Annotated in this window: 17 protein-coding genes; 11 read left to right on the forward strand and 6 right to left on the reverse strand. The window is 47.4% G+C overall.

All coding sequences use genetic code 11. The features are described 5' to 3' along the window. Positions 1-102: 102 nt before the first annotated feature. A complete protein-coding gene (locus AC1MEO_RS03205) occupies positions 103-582 on the reverse strand; it encodes a helical membrane plugin domain-containing protein (RefSeq protein WP_480334284.1) in 480 nt (159 codons plus the stop codon). A 14-nt stretch (positions 583-596) separates the two neighbouring features. Beyond that, complete coding sequence (gene fdhF, locus AC1MEO_RS03210; protein ID WP_480334285.1) at positions 597-3,524, reverse strand: formate dehydrogenase subunit alpha; 2,928 nt, start codon at positions 3,522-3,524, stop codon at positions 597-599. 259 nt (positions 3,525-3,783) lie between these two features. Between fdhF and AC1MEO_RS03215 the strand changes: the two genes are divergently transcribed. The 9 genes from AC1MEO_RS03215 (at position 3,784) to moaA (ending at position 10,789) form a co-directional block, all read left to right on the forward strand. Beyond that, complete coding sequence (locus AC1MEO_RS03215; RefSeq protein WP_480334286.1) at positions 3,784-4,191, forward strand: Na-translocating system protein MpsC family protein; 408 nt, start codon at positions 3,784-3,786, stop codon at positions 4,189-4,191. Then, positions 4,154-4,978: a formate dehydrogenase accessory sulfurtransferase FdhD gene (gene fdhD / locus AC1MEO_RS03220; protein WP_480334287.1), complete on the forward strand. Its 825-nt coding sequence runs from the start codon at positions 4,154-4,156 to the stop codon at positions 4,976-4,978. The genes AC1MEO_RS03215 and fdhD overlap by 38 nt, the downstream gene beginning before the upstream one ends. A 245-nt stretch (positions 4,979-5,223) precedes the next feature. Beyond that, entirely contained in the window at positions 5,224-6,507 is a 1,284-nt protein-coding gene (locus AC1MEO_RS03225) for an L-lactate MFS transporter (RefSeq protein ID WP_480334288.1), read from the forward strand. Positions 6,508-6,785: 278 nt separating this feature from the next. Next, complete coding sequence (locus tag AC1MEO_RS03230; RefSeq protein ID WP_480334289.1) at positions 6,786-8,030, forward strand: molybdopterin molybdotransferase MoeA; 1,245 nt, start codon at positions 6,786-6,788, stop codon at positions 8,028-8,030. Continuing rightward, positions 8,018-8,539: a molybdopterin-guanine dinucleotide biosynthesis protein B gene (gene mobB, locus AC1MEO_RS03235; RefSeq protein WP_480334291.1), complete on the forward strand. Its 522-nt coding sequence runs from the start codon at positions 8,018-8,020 to the stop codon at positions 8,537-8,539. Before AC1MEO_RS03230 ends, mobB begins: the two co-directional genes overlap by 13 nt. Next, on the forward strand, positions 8,526-8,966 hold the full coding sequence (locus AC1MEO_RS03240) for a molybdenum cofactor biosynthesis protein MoaE (protein WP_480334292.1): 441 nt from the start codon (positions 8,526-8,528) through the stop codon (positions 8,964-8,966). Before mobB ends, AC1MEO_RS03240 begins: the two co-directional genes overlap by 14 nt. After that, the gene (gene moaD / locus AC1MEO_RS03245; RefSeq protein ID WP_480334293.1) at positions 8,963-9,196 is read left to right on the forward strand and encodes a molybdopterin converting factor subunit 1; all 234 of its coding nucleotides are present in this window, start codon (positions 8,963-8,965) and stop codon (positions 9,194-9,196) included. Before AC1MEO_RS03240 ends, moaD begins: the two co-directional genes overlap by 4 nt. Further along, complete coding sequence (mobA, locus tag AC1MEO_RS03250) at positions 9,193-9,756, forward strand: molybdenum cofactor guanylyltransferase (RefSeq protein ID WP_480334294.1); 564 nt, start codon at positions 9,193-9,195, stop codon at positions 9,754-9,756. The genes moaD and mobA overlap by 4 nt, the downstream gene beginning before the upstream one ends. Positions 9,757-9,772: 16 nt before the next feature. Next, the gene (gene moaA, locus AC1MEO_RS03255; RefSeq protein ID WP_480334296.1) at positions 9,773-10,789 is read left to right on the forward strand and encodes a GTP 3',8-cyclase MoaA; all 1,017 of its coding nucleotides are present in this window, start codon (positions 9,773-9,775) and stop codon (positions 10,787-10,789) included. A gap of 118 nt (positions 10,790-10,907) precedes the next feature. On the opposite strand, the gene citZ is transcribed toward moaA, so the two are convergent. After that, entirely contained in the window at positions 10,908-12,023 is a 1,116-nt protein-coding gene (gene citZ, locus AC1MEO_RS03260; protein ID WP_480334298.1) for a citrate synthase, read from the reverse strand. A gap of 526 nt (positions 12,024-12,549) precedes the next feature. On the opposite strand from citZ, the gene AC1MEO_RS03265 reads away from it, so the two are divergent. After that, positions 12,550-13,845: an L-lactate MFS transporter gene (locus tag AC1MEO_RS03265; RefSeq protein WP_480334300.1), complete on the forward strand. Its 1,296-nt coding sequence runs from the start codon at positions 12,550-12,552 to the stop codon at positions 13,843-13,845. A gap of 304 nt (positions 13,846-14,149) precedes the next feature. Here the strand turns inward: AC1MEO_RS03265 and pgeF are convergent, their stop codons facing one another. From pgeF to AC1MEO_RS03280, 3 genes are all read right to left on the reverse strand, one after another. Then, positions 14,150-14,908: a peptidoglycan editing factor PgeF gene (gene pgeF, locus AC1MEO_RS03270; RefSeq protein ID WP_480334301.1), complete on the reverse strand. Its 759-nt coding sequence runs from the start codon at positions 14,906-14,908 to the stop codon at positions 14,150-14,152. A 136-nt stretch (positions 14,909-15,044) separates the two neighbouring features. Further along, a complete protein-coding gene (gene ald, locus AC1MEO_RS03275) occupies positions 15,045-16,175 on the reverse strand; it encodes an alanine dehydrogenase (RefSeq protein WP_480334302.1) in 1,131 nt (376 codons plus the stop codon). A gap of 120 nt (positions 16,176-16,295) precedes the next feature. Then, complete coding sequence (locus AC1MEO_RS03280) at positions 16,296-17,537, reverse strand: PucR family transcriptional regulator (protein WP_480334303.1); 1,242 nt, start codon at positions 17,535-17,537, stop codon at positions 16,296-16,298. Positions 17,538-17,798: 261 nt separating this feature from the next. On the opposite strand from AC1MEO_RS03280, the gene AC1MEO_RS03285 reads away from it, so the two are divergent. Continuing rightward, the gene (locus AC1MEO_RS03285) at positions 17,799-18,263 is read left to right on the forward strand and encodes a macro domain-containing protein (RefSeq protein WP_480334304.1); all 465 of its coding nucleotides are present in this window, start codon (positions 17,799-17,801) and stop codon (positions 18,261-18,263) included. Positions 18,264-18,317: the final 54 nt, after the last annotated feature.

Genomic DNA, 18,317 nt, shown 5'->3' on the forward strand with positions numbered 1-18,317 from the left:
AACCTGGCCAACGTCAGCAGTGAAGCCATCATCGACAAAAAACAGCCGCGGCTATGTAAAGAGCCGCGGCTGTTTCTATAAAAAATATGTTTTTCAAAGTGTTTAGCGATCCAGCCCTTTTCCCATGCCTTTCAGGAAATTGAGGCCGAACTTGATGGTGCGGTTAATATCAGGATCTCGAAATGCCTTCACCATCTGTAACACACCAAGTTTCTTCCCATTATGATTTTGCGCTTCGGCTTCTTTCAAACCATTTACAACACTCGACGCCAACTTGCCCGTTGATGCCGGGTCAATTGCTGTCAGTGCACCTGCTGCACTCAACATGTTATTGATGAGATTGGTTACGGGTTCGCGGGTCGCTTGGCCCATCACCACTTCCGCAATGCCTTCTTTTGCTTTGACCATTGCGAGAACAGCGTCCAGCACACCAGCATCATCCAGATCACCGGTGATGGCCAGGAGTTTATTGAGCGCTTGATCCTGTTCGGCAATCAGGGTTTCCAATTCGTAGAGCTTTTGCTGACGGATTTCATCAGCGGTCCATTCTTTCTTCTTGATCTGTGTTATTGGACTTGCCATAGGACATCACCTTTCTATCGTTGATCTGTCAAATGCACATAGCCTTCGCGTGCCCATTTGCGTTCCACTTCGATGCCGGATACCGGCGTCCGTTTCTTATCTCGCGGATTTGATTTTGGCAGCGGGCGTTTGACATGGTCTTTCAGCACTTCCATCCGGACTTTGGTCTGCTTATAGGCAGGCGTATTGGTTCGCTGATCGACGGCAGGACCTGTCAGGAAATTGATAGCCGTTTCTTTTTTCGTCGAATTCATCGGAAGGAACAGCTCATTGCCTTTGACTCGACCCGTTACAATAACCGGCAATTTTAACGCGCCGTAAGGAGAAACCAGTCGGACAGTCGAGCCATCTTCCAGTCCGCGCTCTTTTGCGAGCTGCGGAGACACTTCAACGAACGTCTCCGGCAGTTTGGAAATGATCCCTTTGGATTTATCGGTCATATTGCCTTCATGGAAATGCTCCAGCAGGCGGCCGTTATTGATGTGAAGATCGTATTCGGCAGGGAAGACAACCGGCTCTACCCAATCGGATAAAGCGAAACGCGCTTTTTTATCCGGGAAATTAAAGCCGTCGACGTAGAGAAGCGGTGTGCTTTCTCCTTCCAGGCTTCCCCAAAGGAAACTGTTCCAACCTTCCATTGAAGCGTAATCCGCTTTGGCGAACAGCGGTGACAAACTGGCCATTTCCGCAAATATCTCGCTCGGGTGGCTGTAATTCCAGCCAGCGCCCAGACGGTTGGCGATTTCCTGGACAATCCACCAGTCCGCTTTAGACTGGCCAAGTTCCGGAAGGGCTTTGTACAGGCGCTGGACGCGGCGTTCGGTATTGGTGAACGTACCGTCTTTTTCCAGTGACGGTGCTGCCGGTAAGATAACATCTGCATACTGTGCGGTCCGGGAGAAGAAGATGTCCTGGACGACGAAAAAGTCGAGCTTCGCTAACACTTCATCTACATGGTTGGCGTTTGAATCGACCAAGGCCATGTCTTCACCGACGACATACATCGCTTTCATGATGCCTTCGTCGACGGCCTGCAGCATTTGAATATTGTCCATGCCCGGCTTGTCATCAATTTTCACACCATAAGCCCGTTCAAACTTCTGGCGGGCCGCATCGTCTGTAACATGCTGATAGCCTGGCAGCCAACCCGGCAATGAACCCATGTCGCAGGCACCTTGCACGTTATTGTGGCCGCGGAGCGGGTAAGCACCGGCACCTGGACGGCGGTAGTTGCCTGTTGCTAATAACAGGTTGGAAATCGCGGCGGAAGTATCAGAGCCACCCGTGTTCTGTGTGACGCCCATGCCCCAAAGGATGCAGGTGCCATCAGCGTCGCGGATCATTTCAGCTGTGCGGATCAAAGTTTCTTTGGACACGCCGCTCTGCTGTTCGGCATATTCCAAAGTGTATTGGCCGAGCACTTCTTTAAAGTCGTTGAAATAATTGACGTTGTCATCGATAAACTGCTGATCGTGCCAGCCCTGGTCGATCATGTATTTCGTTACGGCCATCAGCCAAACCTGGTCCGTACCTTGCTTCGGTGTAATGAAGATATCCGAGCGTTCAGCCATTTCATTTTTACGCATATCGGCAACAATCAATTTTTGTCCATGCAATTTATGGGCGCGTTTTACGCGAGTCGCAAGAACCGGATGGCCTTCTGCAGGGTTGGCTCCGACGATGATGACCAGTCCTGCTTTGGCGATGTCTTTGATCGTGCCGGCATCTCCGCCCATTCCGACTGTACGGAACAGCCCGTCTGTTGCTGGAGACTGGCAGTAGCGCGAGCAATTGTCGACGTTATTCGTCTCAAATATCTGGCGGCTCAGTTTCTGGAGAATGTAATTGTCTTCATTGGTGATTTTCGAAGATGAGATGACGCCGATGGAATCTTTGCCGTTCTCTTCTTTGATCGTTTTGAACTTCGAAGCGACCAGATCAAGCGCCTCTTCCCAGCTGGCTTCGACAAACTCCCCATTTTTACGGATCAGGGGAGTGGTGATGCGTTCTTCGCTGTTGACGAAGTCCCAGCCGAACTTGCCTTTGACGCATGTGGAAATCGCATTGGCCGGAGCTTCTGAAACCGGCTGGATTTTCAGGATTTCGCGGTCTTTTGTCCAAATTTCAAATGAACAGCCAACCCCGCAGAATGTACAAACCGTTTTGGTTTTTTTCGTGCGTGTCTCACGCATCTTCGCTTCGGCATCCGAAACGGCCATGATGCCGCTGTAGCCTGGTTCAACATCTTTCACCAAATCGATCATCGGCTGAAGGATCTTTTCCGGAATGGCGGTCATGAAGCCTGCTTCACCAAGCATTGATGTTTCCATTAAGGCGTTGCATGGGCAGGCGGTTACGCATTGGCCGCAGCTGACACAAGAAGAATCATTTATTTTGGCGCCGCCGTCCCATAGGACGATCGGCCGGTCGCGCGACCAGTCCATCGTCAAGGTTTCATTGACCTGCAGGTTCTGGCAAACTTCTACGCATTGGCCGCAGGCGATGCACTGATTCGGATCGTAGCGGTAGAACGGGTTGGTCAAATCGACTTCATCGACCGAGCATTTCGGTTCGAACGGATATTTTTGATGTTCGACTTCCATCAAGTCGACGGTATTGTGGATTTTGCAGTTGCCGTTGTTATTGTCGCAGACGGTACAGTAAAGCAGATGGTTTTCAAGAATCCGGTCCATCGCTTCCGTCTGTGCTTCTTTCGCGCGGGGCGAAGCCAACTGGACATCCATGCCCGCTGCTGCGGGAGTTGAACAGGAACGTACCAGCTTGCCGTCCACTTCGACGATACATGTGTCGCAAGTTTCAATCGGGTCCACTTCGGGCATGTAACAGATTTGCGGATGAAGAATCTTTTCTTCGTTAAGCACCTGTAAAATGGTTTTCCCCTGTTCGAATTCGACGGGAGAGCCGTTAATTTTAATCGACATGCCAAAACCTCCTTTTATAAATTAAAAAATTCCACTATGAAAAATACACTTGACAAGTGCATCTGTTTCATAGTGGAATAGTGTCTTAACAGGACTTGTTAAATGACCAATCCAACCGTATAGGGTAAAGTGAAAGCGCTGCCGCATCTAAATACGGCAAGACCAACATATGCTATTATTATAAACAGTTAAAATGAGATGCACAACTAGAATATCAAATACTCAAAAAATAACGAGTCCGAAGAAGGAGAAGATCTATATGTCCAGACAGATCCATGAGTTTAACGACATCATCCGAAAGCTTCGGAAAAACCTTTTCGGCAAAGGGCCGGAGCGCATCCAGACGGTCTTTGTCAATGACATGGCCATCGCGACTTTGTACGGAAACCTGAGCCCTTCAGAACAATTTATTGCCAGAACACCGGAAGGCAGGGAAATGGTCCATACTGCACGAACACGGATGATCCAAAGTGTTTATGCAACAGCTGCGCCGGAGGGAATGGAAGAACTCGTAGGGGCAAAATTCGTCCATCTTTTCTCGGACATCAAAGTCGAAGACGATATCGCGGTATCTGTTTTTCTTTTTGACCGACCGATCGACCGAAAAAGCCAAGAAGGAGGAAAGACTGATGAAGCAAGACAAAATACGGAAAATTCTCCGCTATGAGAAGGGGGCGTTTAGTGAAAAAGAGGACCGTGTCGTCATCGAACAGCCAGCCACCATCAAAATTAACGGCAAGGAGTTCATCACCATCGTCTGCTCACCTGAGCACATAGAGGAAATGGCCATTGGTTTTTTGGTTTCTGAACGCATCATTCCCAATTACCGGGACATTCAGGAAATCCGGGTAGACGAAAAGAGCGGGACAGTCCATGTCACCGCAGAAAAAGTCTATCCATTTTTTGAACAGCTGCAGAATAAGCGTTTCATCAGCTCCTGCTGCGGCATGAGCCGCCAGGGATTTGTCTTTGCGCATGATGCCATGATTGCCAAGAAAAAGTCTGATGTCAGTGTCACGCTGACGCCGGAAAATTGTTTTCAGCTCATGGATGACATGGCCTCTACAGCAGAAATGTTCAAGCAGACGGGCGGCGTCCACAATGCAGCGCTCTGTGATGCAAATGGCATCATCGTTTCGCGGATGGATATCGGCAGACATAATGCGCTGGACAAAATTTATGGGCATTGCCTGATGAACAGGATTGACGTCCGCGACAAAGTCATTGCCTTCAGCGGCCGGATTTCTTCTGAGATTTTACTGAAAGTGGCAAAGATCGGCTGTGAGATTGTACTGTCGAAATCCGCTCCGACAGAATTGGCATTGACACTGGCTGACGAGCTTGGAATAACGGCAGTCGGTTTTATCCGCGGTGAATCGTTTAATCTGTATACGCATCCGAAACGGATCGTCAGTGAAGAAACTTCCGGTTTGATGAAAAATAAAATCAGGTGACAAGAAAAGGGAAGGGTGCTATGCTTCTAATCGTCTTACTATTCCGTAAACAAAGCTGGCATATTCCCTATGATTTTCATTTGCATCCAGCTGGATTCCAGCGGCCATTCCTCCACTGAAATCCAGAATTTCCCGCCTTTTCCACATGGCAAAAATGAGCCTTGAAAAAGAAAAAATTTATGATTTCGCAGCTTGAAATCATTTTATATATGCTTTGATCGATGACAATAGGAGGTTAGGGGAAAATGAAAAAGAAGCCGAAAAACAGATGGTTGATTGCATTATCTGCAGTGGGGATACATATTTCAATCGGCTCTGTTTATGCATGGAGCAATTTTACGAACCCGTTGATCGACCAGTTTGGATGGTCCACCAGCCAAGTGCAACTGACGTTCAGTATTGCCATCCTGTTTCTGGGATTGTCCGCCGCCTTTTTTGGCAGTTTTGTTGAAAAGTACGGACCCAAAAAAGCCGGCCTTGTCGCAGCGTTGTTCTTCGGAACTGGAATTATCGGCTCAGGATTTGCTGTAAGCGCTTCCTCTTTGCCGATGCTTTATGTGTTTTACGGCGCACTTGGCGGGATTGGCCTTGGAATTGGCTATATTGCACCGGTTTCGACTTTGGTGAAATGGTTCCCGGACCGCCGTGGCCTGGCTACAGGACTTGCAATCATGGGCTTTGGTTTCGCCGCAGCCATCAGCAGCCCCATCATGGAAGTGCTGATCACTTCTGTCGGGATAGAGCAAACCTTTTATATTTTAGGTGCTGCCTATTTGACGATAATGGTGCTGTCATCCCTATACCTTGAAAAACCGGAAGAAGGCTGGGCGCCTACGGGCTTTGAAGAAAAAGTCAACAGCGGCAAAGCAGAACGGAAAATCGATCTGTCCCAGCTGACAGCCAACGAAGCGGTGAAGACCAAGCGCTTTTATTATTTATGGGTTATGCTGTTCATCAACGTAACATGCGGCATCGCTATTTTATCGGCCGCAAAACCGATGGCCATCGACAGCATCGGCATGACGACCGTCCAGGCAGCGGCTTTAGTCGGTGTTCTGGGAATCTTCAACGGCCTGGGACGTCTCGGGTGGGCGGCAATTTCCGATTACATCGGGCGCCCGAACACCTATACTGCATTTTTCGTGATCCAGATCGCTTTATTCGCCTTATTGCCATTCACGACTAATGCAATCTTCTTCCAGATTATGCTGGCCATCATCTACACGTGCTACGGCGGCGGATTCGCTTCGATTCCAGCCTATATCGCAGATATTTTCGGCACCAAGCAGCTCGGCGCAATCCATGGCTATATCCTTACAGCCTGGGCAGCAGCGGGACTTGCCGGACCGCTTTTCGCCGCGTTCATGAAGGATAAAACAGGAAGCTATGAAGGCAGTCTGTTGTTCTTCGCCGCTCTGTTTGTGGTCGCGCTTGTCATTTCGATGGTCATCCGTCTTGATATCCGTCGGATCCGTGCCAAAAACGCTGAAATTACTGTGCCCGCTGCAGCTGAAGCCGTCAGCGACTGAAACAAAACCGGCAATGAGAAATAGAAGCAATTTCTGCAAACGGTAAAAAGATGGAGACAAATACCGAAACAACCTTGAAAGCGTTATTTTCGAGGTTGTTTTTTGTTTGAATCCGACCGGGCGGATTTGACAGTCCCGCCTGGCTTTGTATAAGTTTAGTACGGAAAGCGTTATACTTAGGAAGAAATGAGTTAAGGCTTGCACAAAAAAAGAATACATAGCGAAACAGCATGCAATTTTAATGAAACCCAAAATAAAGTTGAAGGAGCTGAAGGACAATGGTTGAAAAACGCACACCGATTCCCGTTGCTGAAGCGGTTAAAAAGATATTGGACCATGCTTTTCCGCTAGGGGCTGAAAAAGTGGAATTGGAAGAAAGTTATGGCCGCATTCTGGCTGAACCGATTGTCGCTTCAAATGATGTGCCGCCGTTCGACCGGTCTCCATATGATGGCTACGCAATCCGTTCAGCGGATTCTGCTGGAGCATCAGGAGACAATCGAATCGCGTTCAAAGTGATTGACCATATCGGAGCAGGTGAAGTGTCGGCCAAAAAGCTGCAGGCCCATGAAGCAATCCGCATCATGACCGGTGCGCAGCTGCCAGAAGGTGCTGACGCAGTAGTGATGTTCGAACAGACAGTGGAATCAGAGGATGCCATCACCATCCGCAAACCGTTTGAAGCGCTGGAAAATGTTTCTTTGCAGGGTGAAGATGTACGGAAAGACGACGTGGTCATCGACAGCGGCAGCTCTATCAATCCTGGAACCATCGCGCTACTCGCCACTTTCGGCTATTCACAGGTATCGGTAGCCAAACAGCCGGTAGTCGGAATCCTATCCACTGGAACCGAATTATTGGCAGTTGGAGACGAGCTGGTACCAGGGAAAATACGCAACAGCAATGGACCGATGATTATGGCGCAACTAAAGCGGATGGGATTTCGCTGCAAAATGTACGGCATGTCGATCGACCAATTGGATGAAAGCTACGAAGTGGTCAAAAAAGCAGCAGAAGAAACCGATTGCCTGATTACCACAGGAGGCGTTTCCGTCGGCGATTTCGATTTTCTGCCAGCGATTTATGAACGGCTTGGCGCTGAGGTATTGTTCAACAAAGTCACAATGCGACCTGGCAGTGTAACGACGGTTGCCGTGGCAAATGGCCGCTATCTATTCGGATTGTCCGGCAATCCGTCTGCCTGCTTTACAGGTTTTGAATTATTTGTCCGGCCCGCATTGTTGAAGATGATGGGAGCTAACAAACTTTATTTGCCGCACACGACAGCGATCTTGGGAGAAGATTTTACAAAAGCCAATCCATTCACCCGATTTATCCGCGCCACCTATGACGGGGAAAAAGTGTCGCCCGCTGGCTTCAACAAGTCGAATGCTGTATCATCTATCGCACGAGGCAATGCATTGATCGTCTTGCCTGGAGGCTCGCGCGGTTTCCGCTCAGGCGATGCCGTCGATGTGCTGCTTCTGGGTATGGAAGAAGGATCCGGCCAATGGCGGCTGTAAAAGTACTGCAGATCGTGGGCTTTAAAAATAGCGGCAAAACGACATTGACCCGAAATCTTCTCAAGCTGGCAACCAGTACAGGGATATCCGTTTCTACTATTAAGCATCACGGCCACGGCGGTTCACTTGAGCTGCCGGCAGCCGAAACCGACAGCATGCGGTTATTTGAAGAAGGAGCGGACTGTTCCATCGCATACGGCGGTGGAGTGGTTCAGCTGCATCAGCGGAAACAAGAAGCGACACTGGATGAATTGATTGTTCTGGCATCTGCTGGAAAGCCGGATTTGATTTTGGTGGAAGGCTTTAAAGAAGCTGATTATGAAAAAATTGTTTTGCTGCGTTCAGCAGAAGACTGGCTGGAGCTTCAAAAGTTAAAGCATATCGTATTAGCAGTTGCACCAGAAATGATGAAACTGGACCAGATTCCAACGGTTCTGCAGAATGACAATGGACAAGTGCAATCTTGGTTTACTAATTGGATGGATGGTGACAGAAATGAAAGCATATGAAATAGTGACAGAAGCGATCAATCCTCAACTTTATGCGGATTTAGTGCTGCGGCCTGAAGCGGGAGCAGTCACTTTATTTACCGGACATGTCCGTGAATGGACGAAAGGTGTTCGGACACTGCATTTATCCTATGAAGCTTATGTGCCTATGGCAGAGAAGAAATTGGCGCAGATCGGCGAAGAAATCGAACAGCGCTGGGATGGGACGAAAGTGGCGATCGCCCACCGGATTGGCGAGCTGCAGATCAGCGACATCGCCGTCGTTATCGCCGTTTCGTCGCCGCACCGGAAAACAGCCTACGAGGCGAATGAATACGCCATTGAACGGATAAAAGAAATTGTGCCGATCTGGAAAAAGGAAATCTGGGAAGACGGCGAAGAATGGATCGGCGACCAGAAGAAAAAACCGGAAGGGGAATTGACATGATCAACTTGCGTTATTTTGCAGGACTCCGCGAACAGACTGGAGTTTCCGAAGAACAGGTGGATATGGCTGGACGGACAGTAGAGGAACTTTGGCAATGGGCTACCGAAAAATATCCGGATTTCATTTCGGGAGCAGCACGCGTGGCGGTCAATGAAGAATATGCCTTGCCTACGGATGTTCTGGAAGCTGGAGACATTGTGGCTTTTATTCCGCCGGTAAGCGGGGGATGAATTCTACCGTAGGCATCCTGCTGGCTGGCGGCCTGTCACGCAGGTATGGTTCGCCTAAAGCATTTGCGCTCATTGAAGGCGAGCTGTTCTATGAACGTGCGTACAGAGCGTTGGCTGGCATTTGTGATCACGTGGTCATTATATCCAGGCCAGAGCTGAAGCCGCGTTTTCCGCCTGAAGTTGATGTCATCACAGATCTCGACTGGGTTGCGGGGCAGGGGCCATTAGCTGGAATCCTGTCAGGCATGTCTGCAAGAGATGCCCGGAAGTATGTGGTGCTGCCTTGCGATATGCCCTTTGTAGGACCTGATGAAACAGCTAAGCTGCTGGCCTTGGCCGACAGTTCTGCCGACATTACAGCAATAAGGAACCCGGATGAAAAAATCCCTTTGTTCAGCATCTGGGATATTCGAATCAAGGAGCAGCTGCAACGGGAGTTGGAGACTGGCCAATTGCGCGTCATGAAATTTATGGAGAAAGTAACCACCGAGTGGATTGATTCATCACAGATTCACGAAGATCCTCTCGTATTCCGCAACTTGAATCAGCCCGATGATTAAAAGAGGAGGTGGCGTAATGGCCATTAAACCAATAGAAGACCAATTTCAACGGCCGATACGGGATCTGCGGATTTCAGTCACTGACCGCTGCAATTTCCGTTGTTCATATTGTATGCCAAAAGAAGTTTTCGGCGATGATTACGTGTTTATGCCAAAACAGGAATTATTGTCATTTGAAGAAATCCATCGTTTGACCAAGGTTTTTGCAGCGATGGGTGTTAAAAAAATCCGCTTGACAGGCGGCGAGCCGCTGATGCGCAGAGGGTTGCCTGAATTGGTCGAAAAAATCCTTTCGGTTGAAGGGATTGAGGATATAGGCCTGACGACAAATGGCCTGCTTCTTGGAAACCAGGCACAGGCACTTTACGATGCTGGCCTGCGGCGTTTGAACATCAGCCTGGACGCACTGGATCCGGAGTTGTTTGGACAACTGAACGGCAGAGGGGTCGAGCCCTCGCACATCCTGAAGCAAATCGATTTTGCCCAACAGGTCGGGTTTGAAATCAAAGTCAATATGGTGGTCCAAAAAGATGTCAATGAACAGGAAATCCTGCCTATGACAGCTTACTTCAAAGAACGGGGCATCACCTTGCGCTTTATTGAATTCATGGATGTCGGCAATGACAATGGCTGGAGTTTCAAAAAAGTCGTAACCAAAAAACAGATTCTTGAAAAATTGCAGACAGTATACAAGCTGGATCCTGTCGATAAGGATTATTACGGGGAAGTGGCAAAGCGCTATCGTTTTGAAGAAGGGGATGCCCAAGTCGGATTTATTACATCTGTCTCTGAATCATTCTGTTCTTCCTGCACACGTGCCCGTCTTTCATCAGACGGAAAATTCTACACCTGCCTGTTTGCAACCGGCCATTTTGATATCCGTGAGCTGATCCGGAACGGCCTCAGCGATGAGGAATTACTGGAGAAAATCTCGGCTGTCTGGGAGCGCCGGGACGATCGCTACTCGGATGAACGCACTGAATTCACAGCAAAAAATCGTAAAAAAATCGGTATGTCGTATATCGGCGGATAATCCGGCCAAACATAAAAAGGCGATTCCTGAGCAAACAGGAATCGCCTTTTGGGTTGCTATTGGGGTGAACCATCCATATTGTCCGATCAGAGAATGGAGCGGACAGCCTTTTTTTTGCTTATCTTTCTTCAATCGGCACATAAGTCTGCATGCCAGGCCCGATGTATTCCGCGCGCGGGCGGATCAGGCGGTTGTTCGAATACTGCTCAAGGATATGCGCCAGCCAGCCGGATGTGCGGGAAACCGCAAAGATCGGCGTGAACAGGTCATGTTCGATGTTCAGGCTGTGGTAGACCGATGCCGAGTAGAAATCCACGTTCGGCGGAAGGTTTTTCTGGCCTGTGACGATTTCGTCGATTTTCACCGACATGTCGTACCATTTTTCTTCGCCGCGGATCTTCGTCAGTTTCTGGGACATGTCACGCAAATGCTTCGCGCGCGGGTCGCCCTTGCGGTAGACGCGGTGGCCGAAGCCCATGATTTTTTCTTTGTTGGCCAATTTTTCCGTGATGACGCGTTCCACGTTGTCGACTGAGCCGATTTCCGTAAGCATCTTCATCACTTGTTCGTTGGCGCCGCCGTGAAGGGGGCCTTTCAGCGCGCCGATGGCAGCTGTGACGCCGGAATAAACGTCAGACAAGGTTGCCACGGCTACACGTGCCGTGAACGTCGAGGCGTTCAATTCGTGGTCTGCGTGAAGCACCAATGCTTTGTCGAACGCTTCTTCTTCGATCGCTTCCGGCACGTTGCCAGACAGCATATACAGGAAGTTCGCTGCGAAGCTCAAGTCCGATTTTGGGGCAATCGGCTCCTGGCCATTGCGGATGCGGCCGAATGCGGTCACAAGCGTCGAAATTTTCGCCTGGATCTTGATCGCTTTGCGGTAGTTCGCTTCCGGTTCCATCACTTCGGCTTCTTCGTCGAACAGGCCAAGCATGGAAACCGCTGTGCGGAGCGCCGCCATCGGGTGGACTTTCTTGATGTCATATGTTTTGAAATGATCCAGCACAGCTTGTGGAACGGCCATGTTGTCGGCCAATTGCTGCTTCAGTTCTGCCAGTTCATCCGCTTTTGGCAGGCGCTGGTGCCAAAGCAGGTAAATCACTTCTTCAAAGCTTGCGTTTATGGCTAAGTCATCGATATCGTAGCCGACATACGTAAGTGTGTCATCGATGATTGAGCTGATCGCGGATTGGGTTGCAACTACACCTTCTAAACCTTTAGTTGTTGTCATTAAAATCTCTCCTTTTAGTCTATTCAAGCTATTTGTCGTGCCGACTTGCCATTCAAAATAAATTTGCATGAATAATCAGTTAAGCGTTTACATTTTGATACTGAAGATCATTCTGGAAAAGGTCAACACGTAAGCTTGGAGTAATTGTGACTATTTTGTGCTATTTAGTTACTTTAACTTATTTTAATAAAAATACTATGTAAAATGACTGCGATTGCCTTTATTGCGATTAAAGCAGCATATTCAACTGCTGAAGAAGAGGATTTTTAAATTCATGAGAAAAGAATGTATATAGAAACTACTTAAGATGGAATAATACACTATTTCATTATAATTTATTTTTAAGTATAAAAATTATTTTTAGTACCATTTTTCTTACAGCCACCTGGTTTTGTCTACAGCAAGCTGCATGAATATAATTTTAATTTTTAAAAAAGTATTTGTTTTATTTTGAATAACAATGTATTCTCGGTAGAATCACTTCCAAATATAACGAGGTGGGTTTTACATAAAAGGAGGATATTCGATGGGAAAAACAAAAAACAGATGGCTGATCGCCTTAGCGGCGATTGCCATCCAATTATCGATCGGGGCAGCTTATGCCTATAGTGTCTATACGACACCAATCAGCAGTGAAATGGGCTGGGCTCCTAAAGAAATCACCTATGCTTTCACAATCATGATGGCACTTGGCGGTATCTCGGCCGCGTTCTTTGGAGGCTTTGTTGAGAAGAACGGACCTAGAAGGTCGGCAATTGTAGCAGCTGTCTTATTCGGTGTTGGACAGGCTGGTGCAGGTTTTGCAATCCAAATCGATTCACTTGTATTATTTCTTCTTACTTACGGTTTGTTAAGCGGACTTGGATTAGGGGTAGGCTATATTGCACCTATTTCGACACTTGTCAAATGGTTCCCGGATCGCCGGGGATTGGCTACAGGTATGGCAGTTATGGGCTTTGGAGCAGGCGCATTGATCACTGCACCGGTTGCTGCTAACCTCATCGGTTCATACGGTGTCAGCACAACGTTCTACATTCTGGGAATCAGCTACTTTATCTTAATCATATTAGGCGCCTCATATATCGCGCCGCCACCAAAAGACTGGATGCCAGCTGGCATGCAGCAGGCTATCGATTCCGGTAAAAAAGTGATGAAAAAAGATTTAGCGCAGTTGTCTGCCAGAGAAGCCGTGAAAACACGCCGTTTCTGGATGCTTTGGTCAATGATGCTGATTAACGTCAGTGCCGGCATCATGATCATTTCTGTTGCTTCACCAATGTCACAGGAAATGATGGGACTTTCAGCAGCCGGTGCTGCTACGTTAGTCGGCATCATGGGAATCTTCAATGGTGGAGGCAGACTCGGATGGGCTGCACTTTCCGATTACATCGGACGCCCAACCATCTTCACAATTTTCTTTGCACTGGAAATCGCAGCGTTCACTATGCTTCCAAACATCACCAATGTATTGGTATTCCAAGCATTGATTTTAATCATTGTCAGCTGCTATGGCGGTGGGTTCTCCAATCTGCCAGCATTTATCGGCGATTTATTTGGAACCAAACAATTGGGCGCGATTCACGGGTACTTATTGACGACTTGGTCAATGGGGGGCATCATCGGACCGGCAATCGTTTCGCAGATCCGCGAGCGGACAGACAGCTATGTTCCGGTGTTCTACGTCTTCATTGTGTTGGTTTCCATCGCATTCCTGATCTCGCTATTGATCCGCTGGGACATTAAACGAGTTGAGCGGCTGCAGGATCCAAAGAATGCGAATGTCTCTTCAAAAGGACTTAATCTTCAAGAAGGAAATAACTGATTCAACTGATTCTATAGAATCAATTTTAAGAGAAATGAAAATGAATAATTAGTTGTGTTTTAATAGAAGATTGATTTTCTTCTTTCTAAAATACGCTAAACAAAAAAGTCGCTTCCACTAACCTTTTAGGTTTTTGGAAACGACTTTTTTTATACTGGAATTCTCAAGGGAATTGGAGGCTGGCGGTGATTTCTGGGAACGGCAGGGGAATTCGATAAAACCGAAACAAAGGGAAGTGAGCCGCTATTATTTTTAGCATGAAAAATTTCGGATTGCCATATCTATTTTTCCACAATCCGGATAATCATTTTTTCATTACGAAAATCAAATGTCTGCCAATCCTTCTGTCCTGCCGGTAAGAAAAGCCATCCGGACTTGAAAAGGTGCAGGTTGGATCAATAAGGATCTGCCCAGAAGGGATGCCTGCAAGTTCGCATTGTCTTTTTACAATGGCCTGATTGTCAATATGGTATTTGTTTGTCGCGCCGTTGAAGACCATAAATGCGCTGGCATAGCGGAGTAAATCGAACTTCAAGTAGACGTCCTGGTCGACTTCAAACCGCTGTTGGCTGATGGCGGCACCGATCTGGATTTCCATATCGGCTGGATCGCAGTTTTCACTTCTAATCAGGTGCTGCAGCAAGTTGAACGTGATTTCTTTAATGGTCCCTTGCCACCCGGAATGGACAACACCGATCAGCCCTGTTCTTCTGTCACGGATGATGACAGGGACGCAGTCAGCCGCAAAGCTGCATAAAACGACTCCTGAATCATAGGTATATAAGGCATCCGTATCGGAAAAGGCATCCGACGTGTCGTATGCACCACGGCCTTTGTCTTTTCTAGACACACGCCGGAAATTGGCGCTGTGCGTCTGCTGTGTACAAATGAAATCAGCAAGCGGGACATCCAAAAGCTCAGCTAATTTTGCCCGATTCGCCAAAACCGTTTGTGGATTTTCACAAGCATGCAAGGCCATATTATTTTGTTCAGGCTCCGAAGAATCTTTTTGCGTCATGCCGGATACAAATTGCCCATCGTTGCTATAGAATTTTATCTTCATTTTCATCACCCCTCCTAAATATAGAACAATAAAAATCGGATGTACACGGCAGAATGAGGCTTGGTTTCAGTTTTGGATCTAAAAAAATAGCCCTGCCGCTGCCAGCAGGCAACGGAGGACTATCTTTCAGACTTTTTTATACCAATGATGCAGGTTTCACAAGAGCGTCATCAACAGAAACAAATTCAAACCCAAGGTCTTTAGCAACAGCTTCGTATGTTACGCTGCCGTTTGCTGTATTGACGCCAAGTTTCAATGCCGGGTTTTCAGCAACCGCTCGTTGAACGCCTTTGTTGGCCATTTGCAGTGCATAGCCGACAGTGACATTCGTCAATGCAATCGTCGATGTGCGTGGAACAGCACCAGGCATATTGGCAACTGCATAATGTACCACTTCATGTTTTATATAAGTTGGATCATCATGTGTAGTGATGCGGTCAGTCGTTTCGAAAATTCCGCCCTGATCGATGGCGATATCTACGATAACTGATCCAGGGTTCATGGATTGGACCATTTCTTCTGACACTAATTTAGGTGCTCTTGATCCAGGGATCAATACAGCGCCGATGACCAAATCAGATTCTTTCACTGCTTCCGCGATATTGAATGGATTGGAAATCAATGTTGTGACATCAGTTCCAAAAATATCATCCAATTGGCGAAGGCGTTCCGGGCTCAAATCGATGACAGTCACTTGTGCGCCAAGGCCGATCGCCATTTTCGCAGCATTCGTACCTGCCACACCGCCGCCGATGATCGTCACTTTGCCGCGCTGTACGCCTGGTACACCAGATAACAGGATTCCTTTGCCGCCATAAACTTTTTCAAGGAATTGAGCGCCGACTTGGGCAGCCATTCTTCCAGCCACTTCACTCATTGGCGTCAATAATGGAAGCGTACGGTTTACTGATACGGTTTCATAAGCGACTGCAGTTACTTTGCTGTCAACTAAAGCTTTTGTTAACGAAGGTTCAGCTGCAAGGTGCAGGTAAGTGAACAATAGAAGGTCTTCACGGAAATACTTGTATTCAGAAGCAACGGGTTCTTTAACCTTCATGACCATTTCAGCAGACCAGGCTTCCTGGGCTGTCTCAACCATTCTTGCACCAGTTGCTGTGTAATCAGCGTCTGTAAAGCTGCTTCCAAGGCCAGCGCCGGTTTCGATGATGACTTGATGTCCAGCTCTTACAAAAGCGTCGACACCAGCTGGAGTGATTGCCACTCGGTTTTCATTGTTTTTGATTTCTTTCGGAATTCCAATAATCATTTTTCTTCCCCCTATAAAACGAATAGTGTAGATATCCATAAGTATAGCCGGAAGCCCGTGATTCTTCATTGTATGAAACAAAGAAAGAAAGCGGTTTCTTTTGTGAAATTTCACAAAAGACTATTTATTCTCCATTTTTCGAGCTTTCAAATCCATATAAATGCCCATTTTTTCATGGACATTGGTCATACGAATATCCCCGATTTCTGATATGCGCTTGATACGGTAATGCAGTGTATTGGTATGGACAAACAGCTTTTTGGCGGCATCGTTCATATTGCTGTCCTGCTGGATAAAGACTTCCAATGTTTTCAGCAGATTGGACTTGTGCTGGGCGTCATATGCTTCCAGTTTGGCGATGGCTGGATGCTCGAAACGCTGAGAGCGCAGATCTTTTTGAAGTTGGTCCATATACCTGAAAACACCAAGGTGCCGGAAATGATATACATCCTCCAGCTCTTCGGGAAAACGTTCTTTCAACTTCAACACTTTTTGCGCCTCTTCATAACTCGTCTCGGCTCTGCCGAAATCGCTGTAACTTGTCCCGGAACTTCCTTTGATACCGGAGATGGAGAAACGGTTCGCCATTTCAGAAATGAAGAATACAATAAATTCATCAAATACTTTGTCATCAGGCTGTGAGGGATGGGGAGAAGCAATCAGGACCAATTCCTCTCCCATGACCACCAGAAAATGATTGGTGATCTTCTGGCTGGTCGTAATCAAGTAGGAAATCTGTTCTTCCATCTTTTGGGTGATATTTTGCTGGAACTGGAAAGTGAGAACAGTGAAGCGCTCCGGTATTTTAAGGTTCAGTTCATCAAATGTATTGTGGATTTCTTCAAGGGTTGTGTATTGGCCGGTCAACAGCTTCCACAGGGAATCCTGGTAATTTTCTTCTTTTCGTTTGCGGTTCTGATACAGCTTGGACATTAACGGTGTAGCTGCTGCTGCAGCATCCTTCAGCAGATCCAATTGTCTATCACTTAATTTGCTGCTGCCTTCAACAACCCAGATATAACCCAGTATTTCATTGTTTTTTCGGATGGCAATCGCCACGCGGTCGCGAAGTCCGATGTCCTCGATATGGGGAATGCGCAAAGCGGAATCCGATTGCATCAATTTCGGGATGACGCCTTCTTTCCACAGGCGATTGATGACTTTTTCGGGCACGCGTTGTGAGATGATGGTGCCGATTCGTGCAGAATCGGCGTCATCTTCATGAGTGCTGTAAGCATGCAGCCGGTGATTTGTATCTTCGATCGTTGCTGGGCACAGCAGATTTTCCTGAATGCTGTCGACCAGTTCCTTCAAATCGAAAAACGATTTCTTAAATGGATTTTCATAGGGTATTTCGTACATGGAGCAGCTCCTTTGACGGTCTATTCTATATTACAACCGTAATCATTGATCTCTATTCTTCAGTATAACGAAAATCAGCGCCTTACTCTAGCGCAGTCGGAAAAGCTGTGGGAAATTGCGCCCGGAACAGCAGCTTTACATCTTTTTATGGAGGGTTTATGGTTAAGAAAACCGGGTTTTGGGAATAGAAAAATGCCGGATAATGAGTTGGAAAGCACTGGACATCAATGTCTATTTCAAAAGTAGAGGAGGTTGTAAAGCATGCCTATGGAAATTGTCGACGGTGACATCACGAAGGTTGATGCAGATGCGATAGTCAATGCCGCCAACTCAGAACTGCAGATGGGCGGTGGGGTTTGCGGGGCGATTTTTCGGGCAGCCGGTGCAGAAGAATTGCAGCATGCCTGTGATGAAATCGGTTATTGTCCTGTCGGAAAAGCGGTGTTTACCGATAGTTTCCGGCTGCCATCCCAATACATCATCCACACGGTCGGACCCGTTTGGCGAGGAGGAGATCAAGGGGAAGAAAATTTATTGCGTGCCTGCTACCGCAATTCATTGGAATTGGCGTTGTCGCTCGATTGTGCTTCCATCGCTTTTCCGCTGATTTCGGCAGGGATCTATGGGTATCCGAAAGAACAGGCCAAACAAGTGGCGATCTCAGAAATAGAGAAATTTTTACAGGAGAAAGAAGTGCTTGTTTTTTTGGTGTTGTTTGATGTATGAGTTTTGCGCATTTTGAAGTTTGAAAAAATGAAAACAAGCCGCAGCTCCTCACTG

Source organism: Planococcus sp. BI3, from assembly GCF_056680115.1.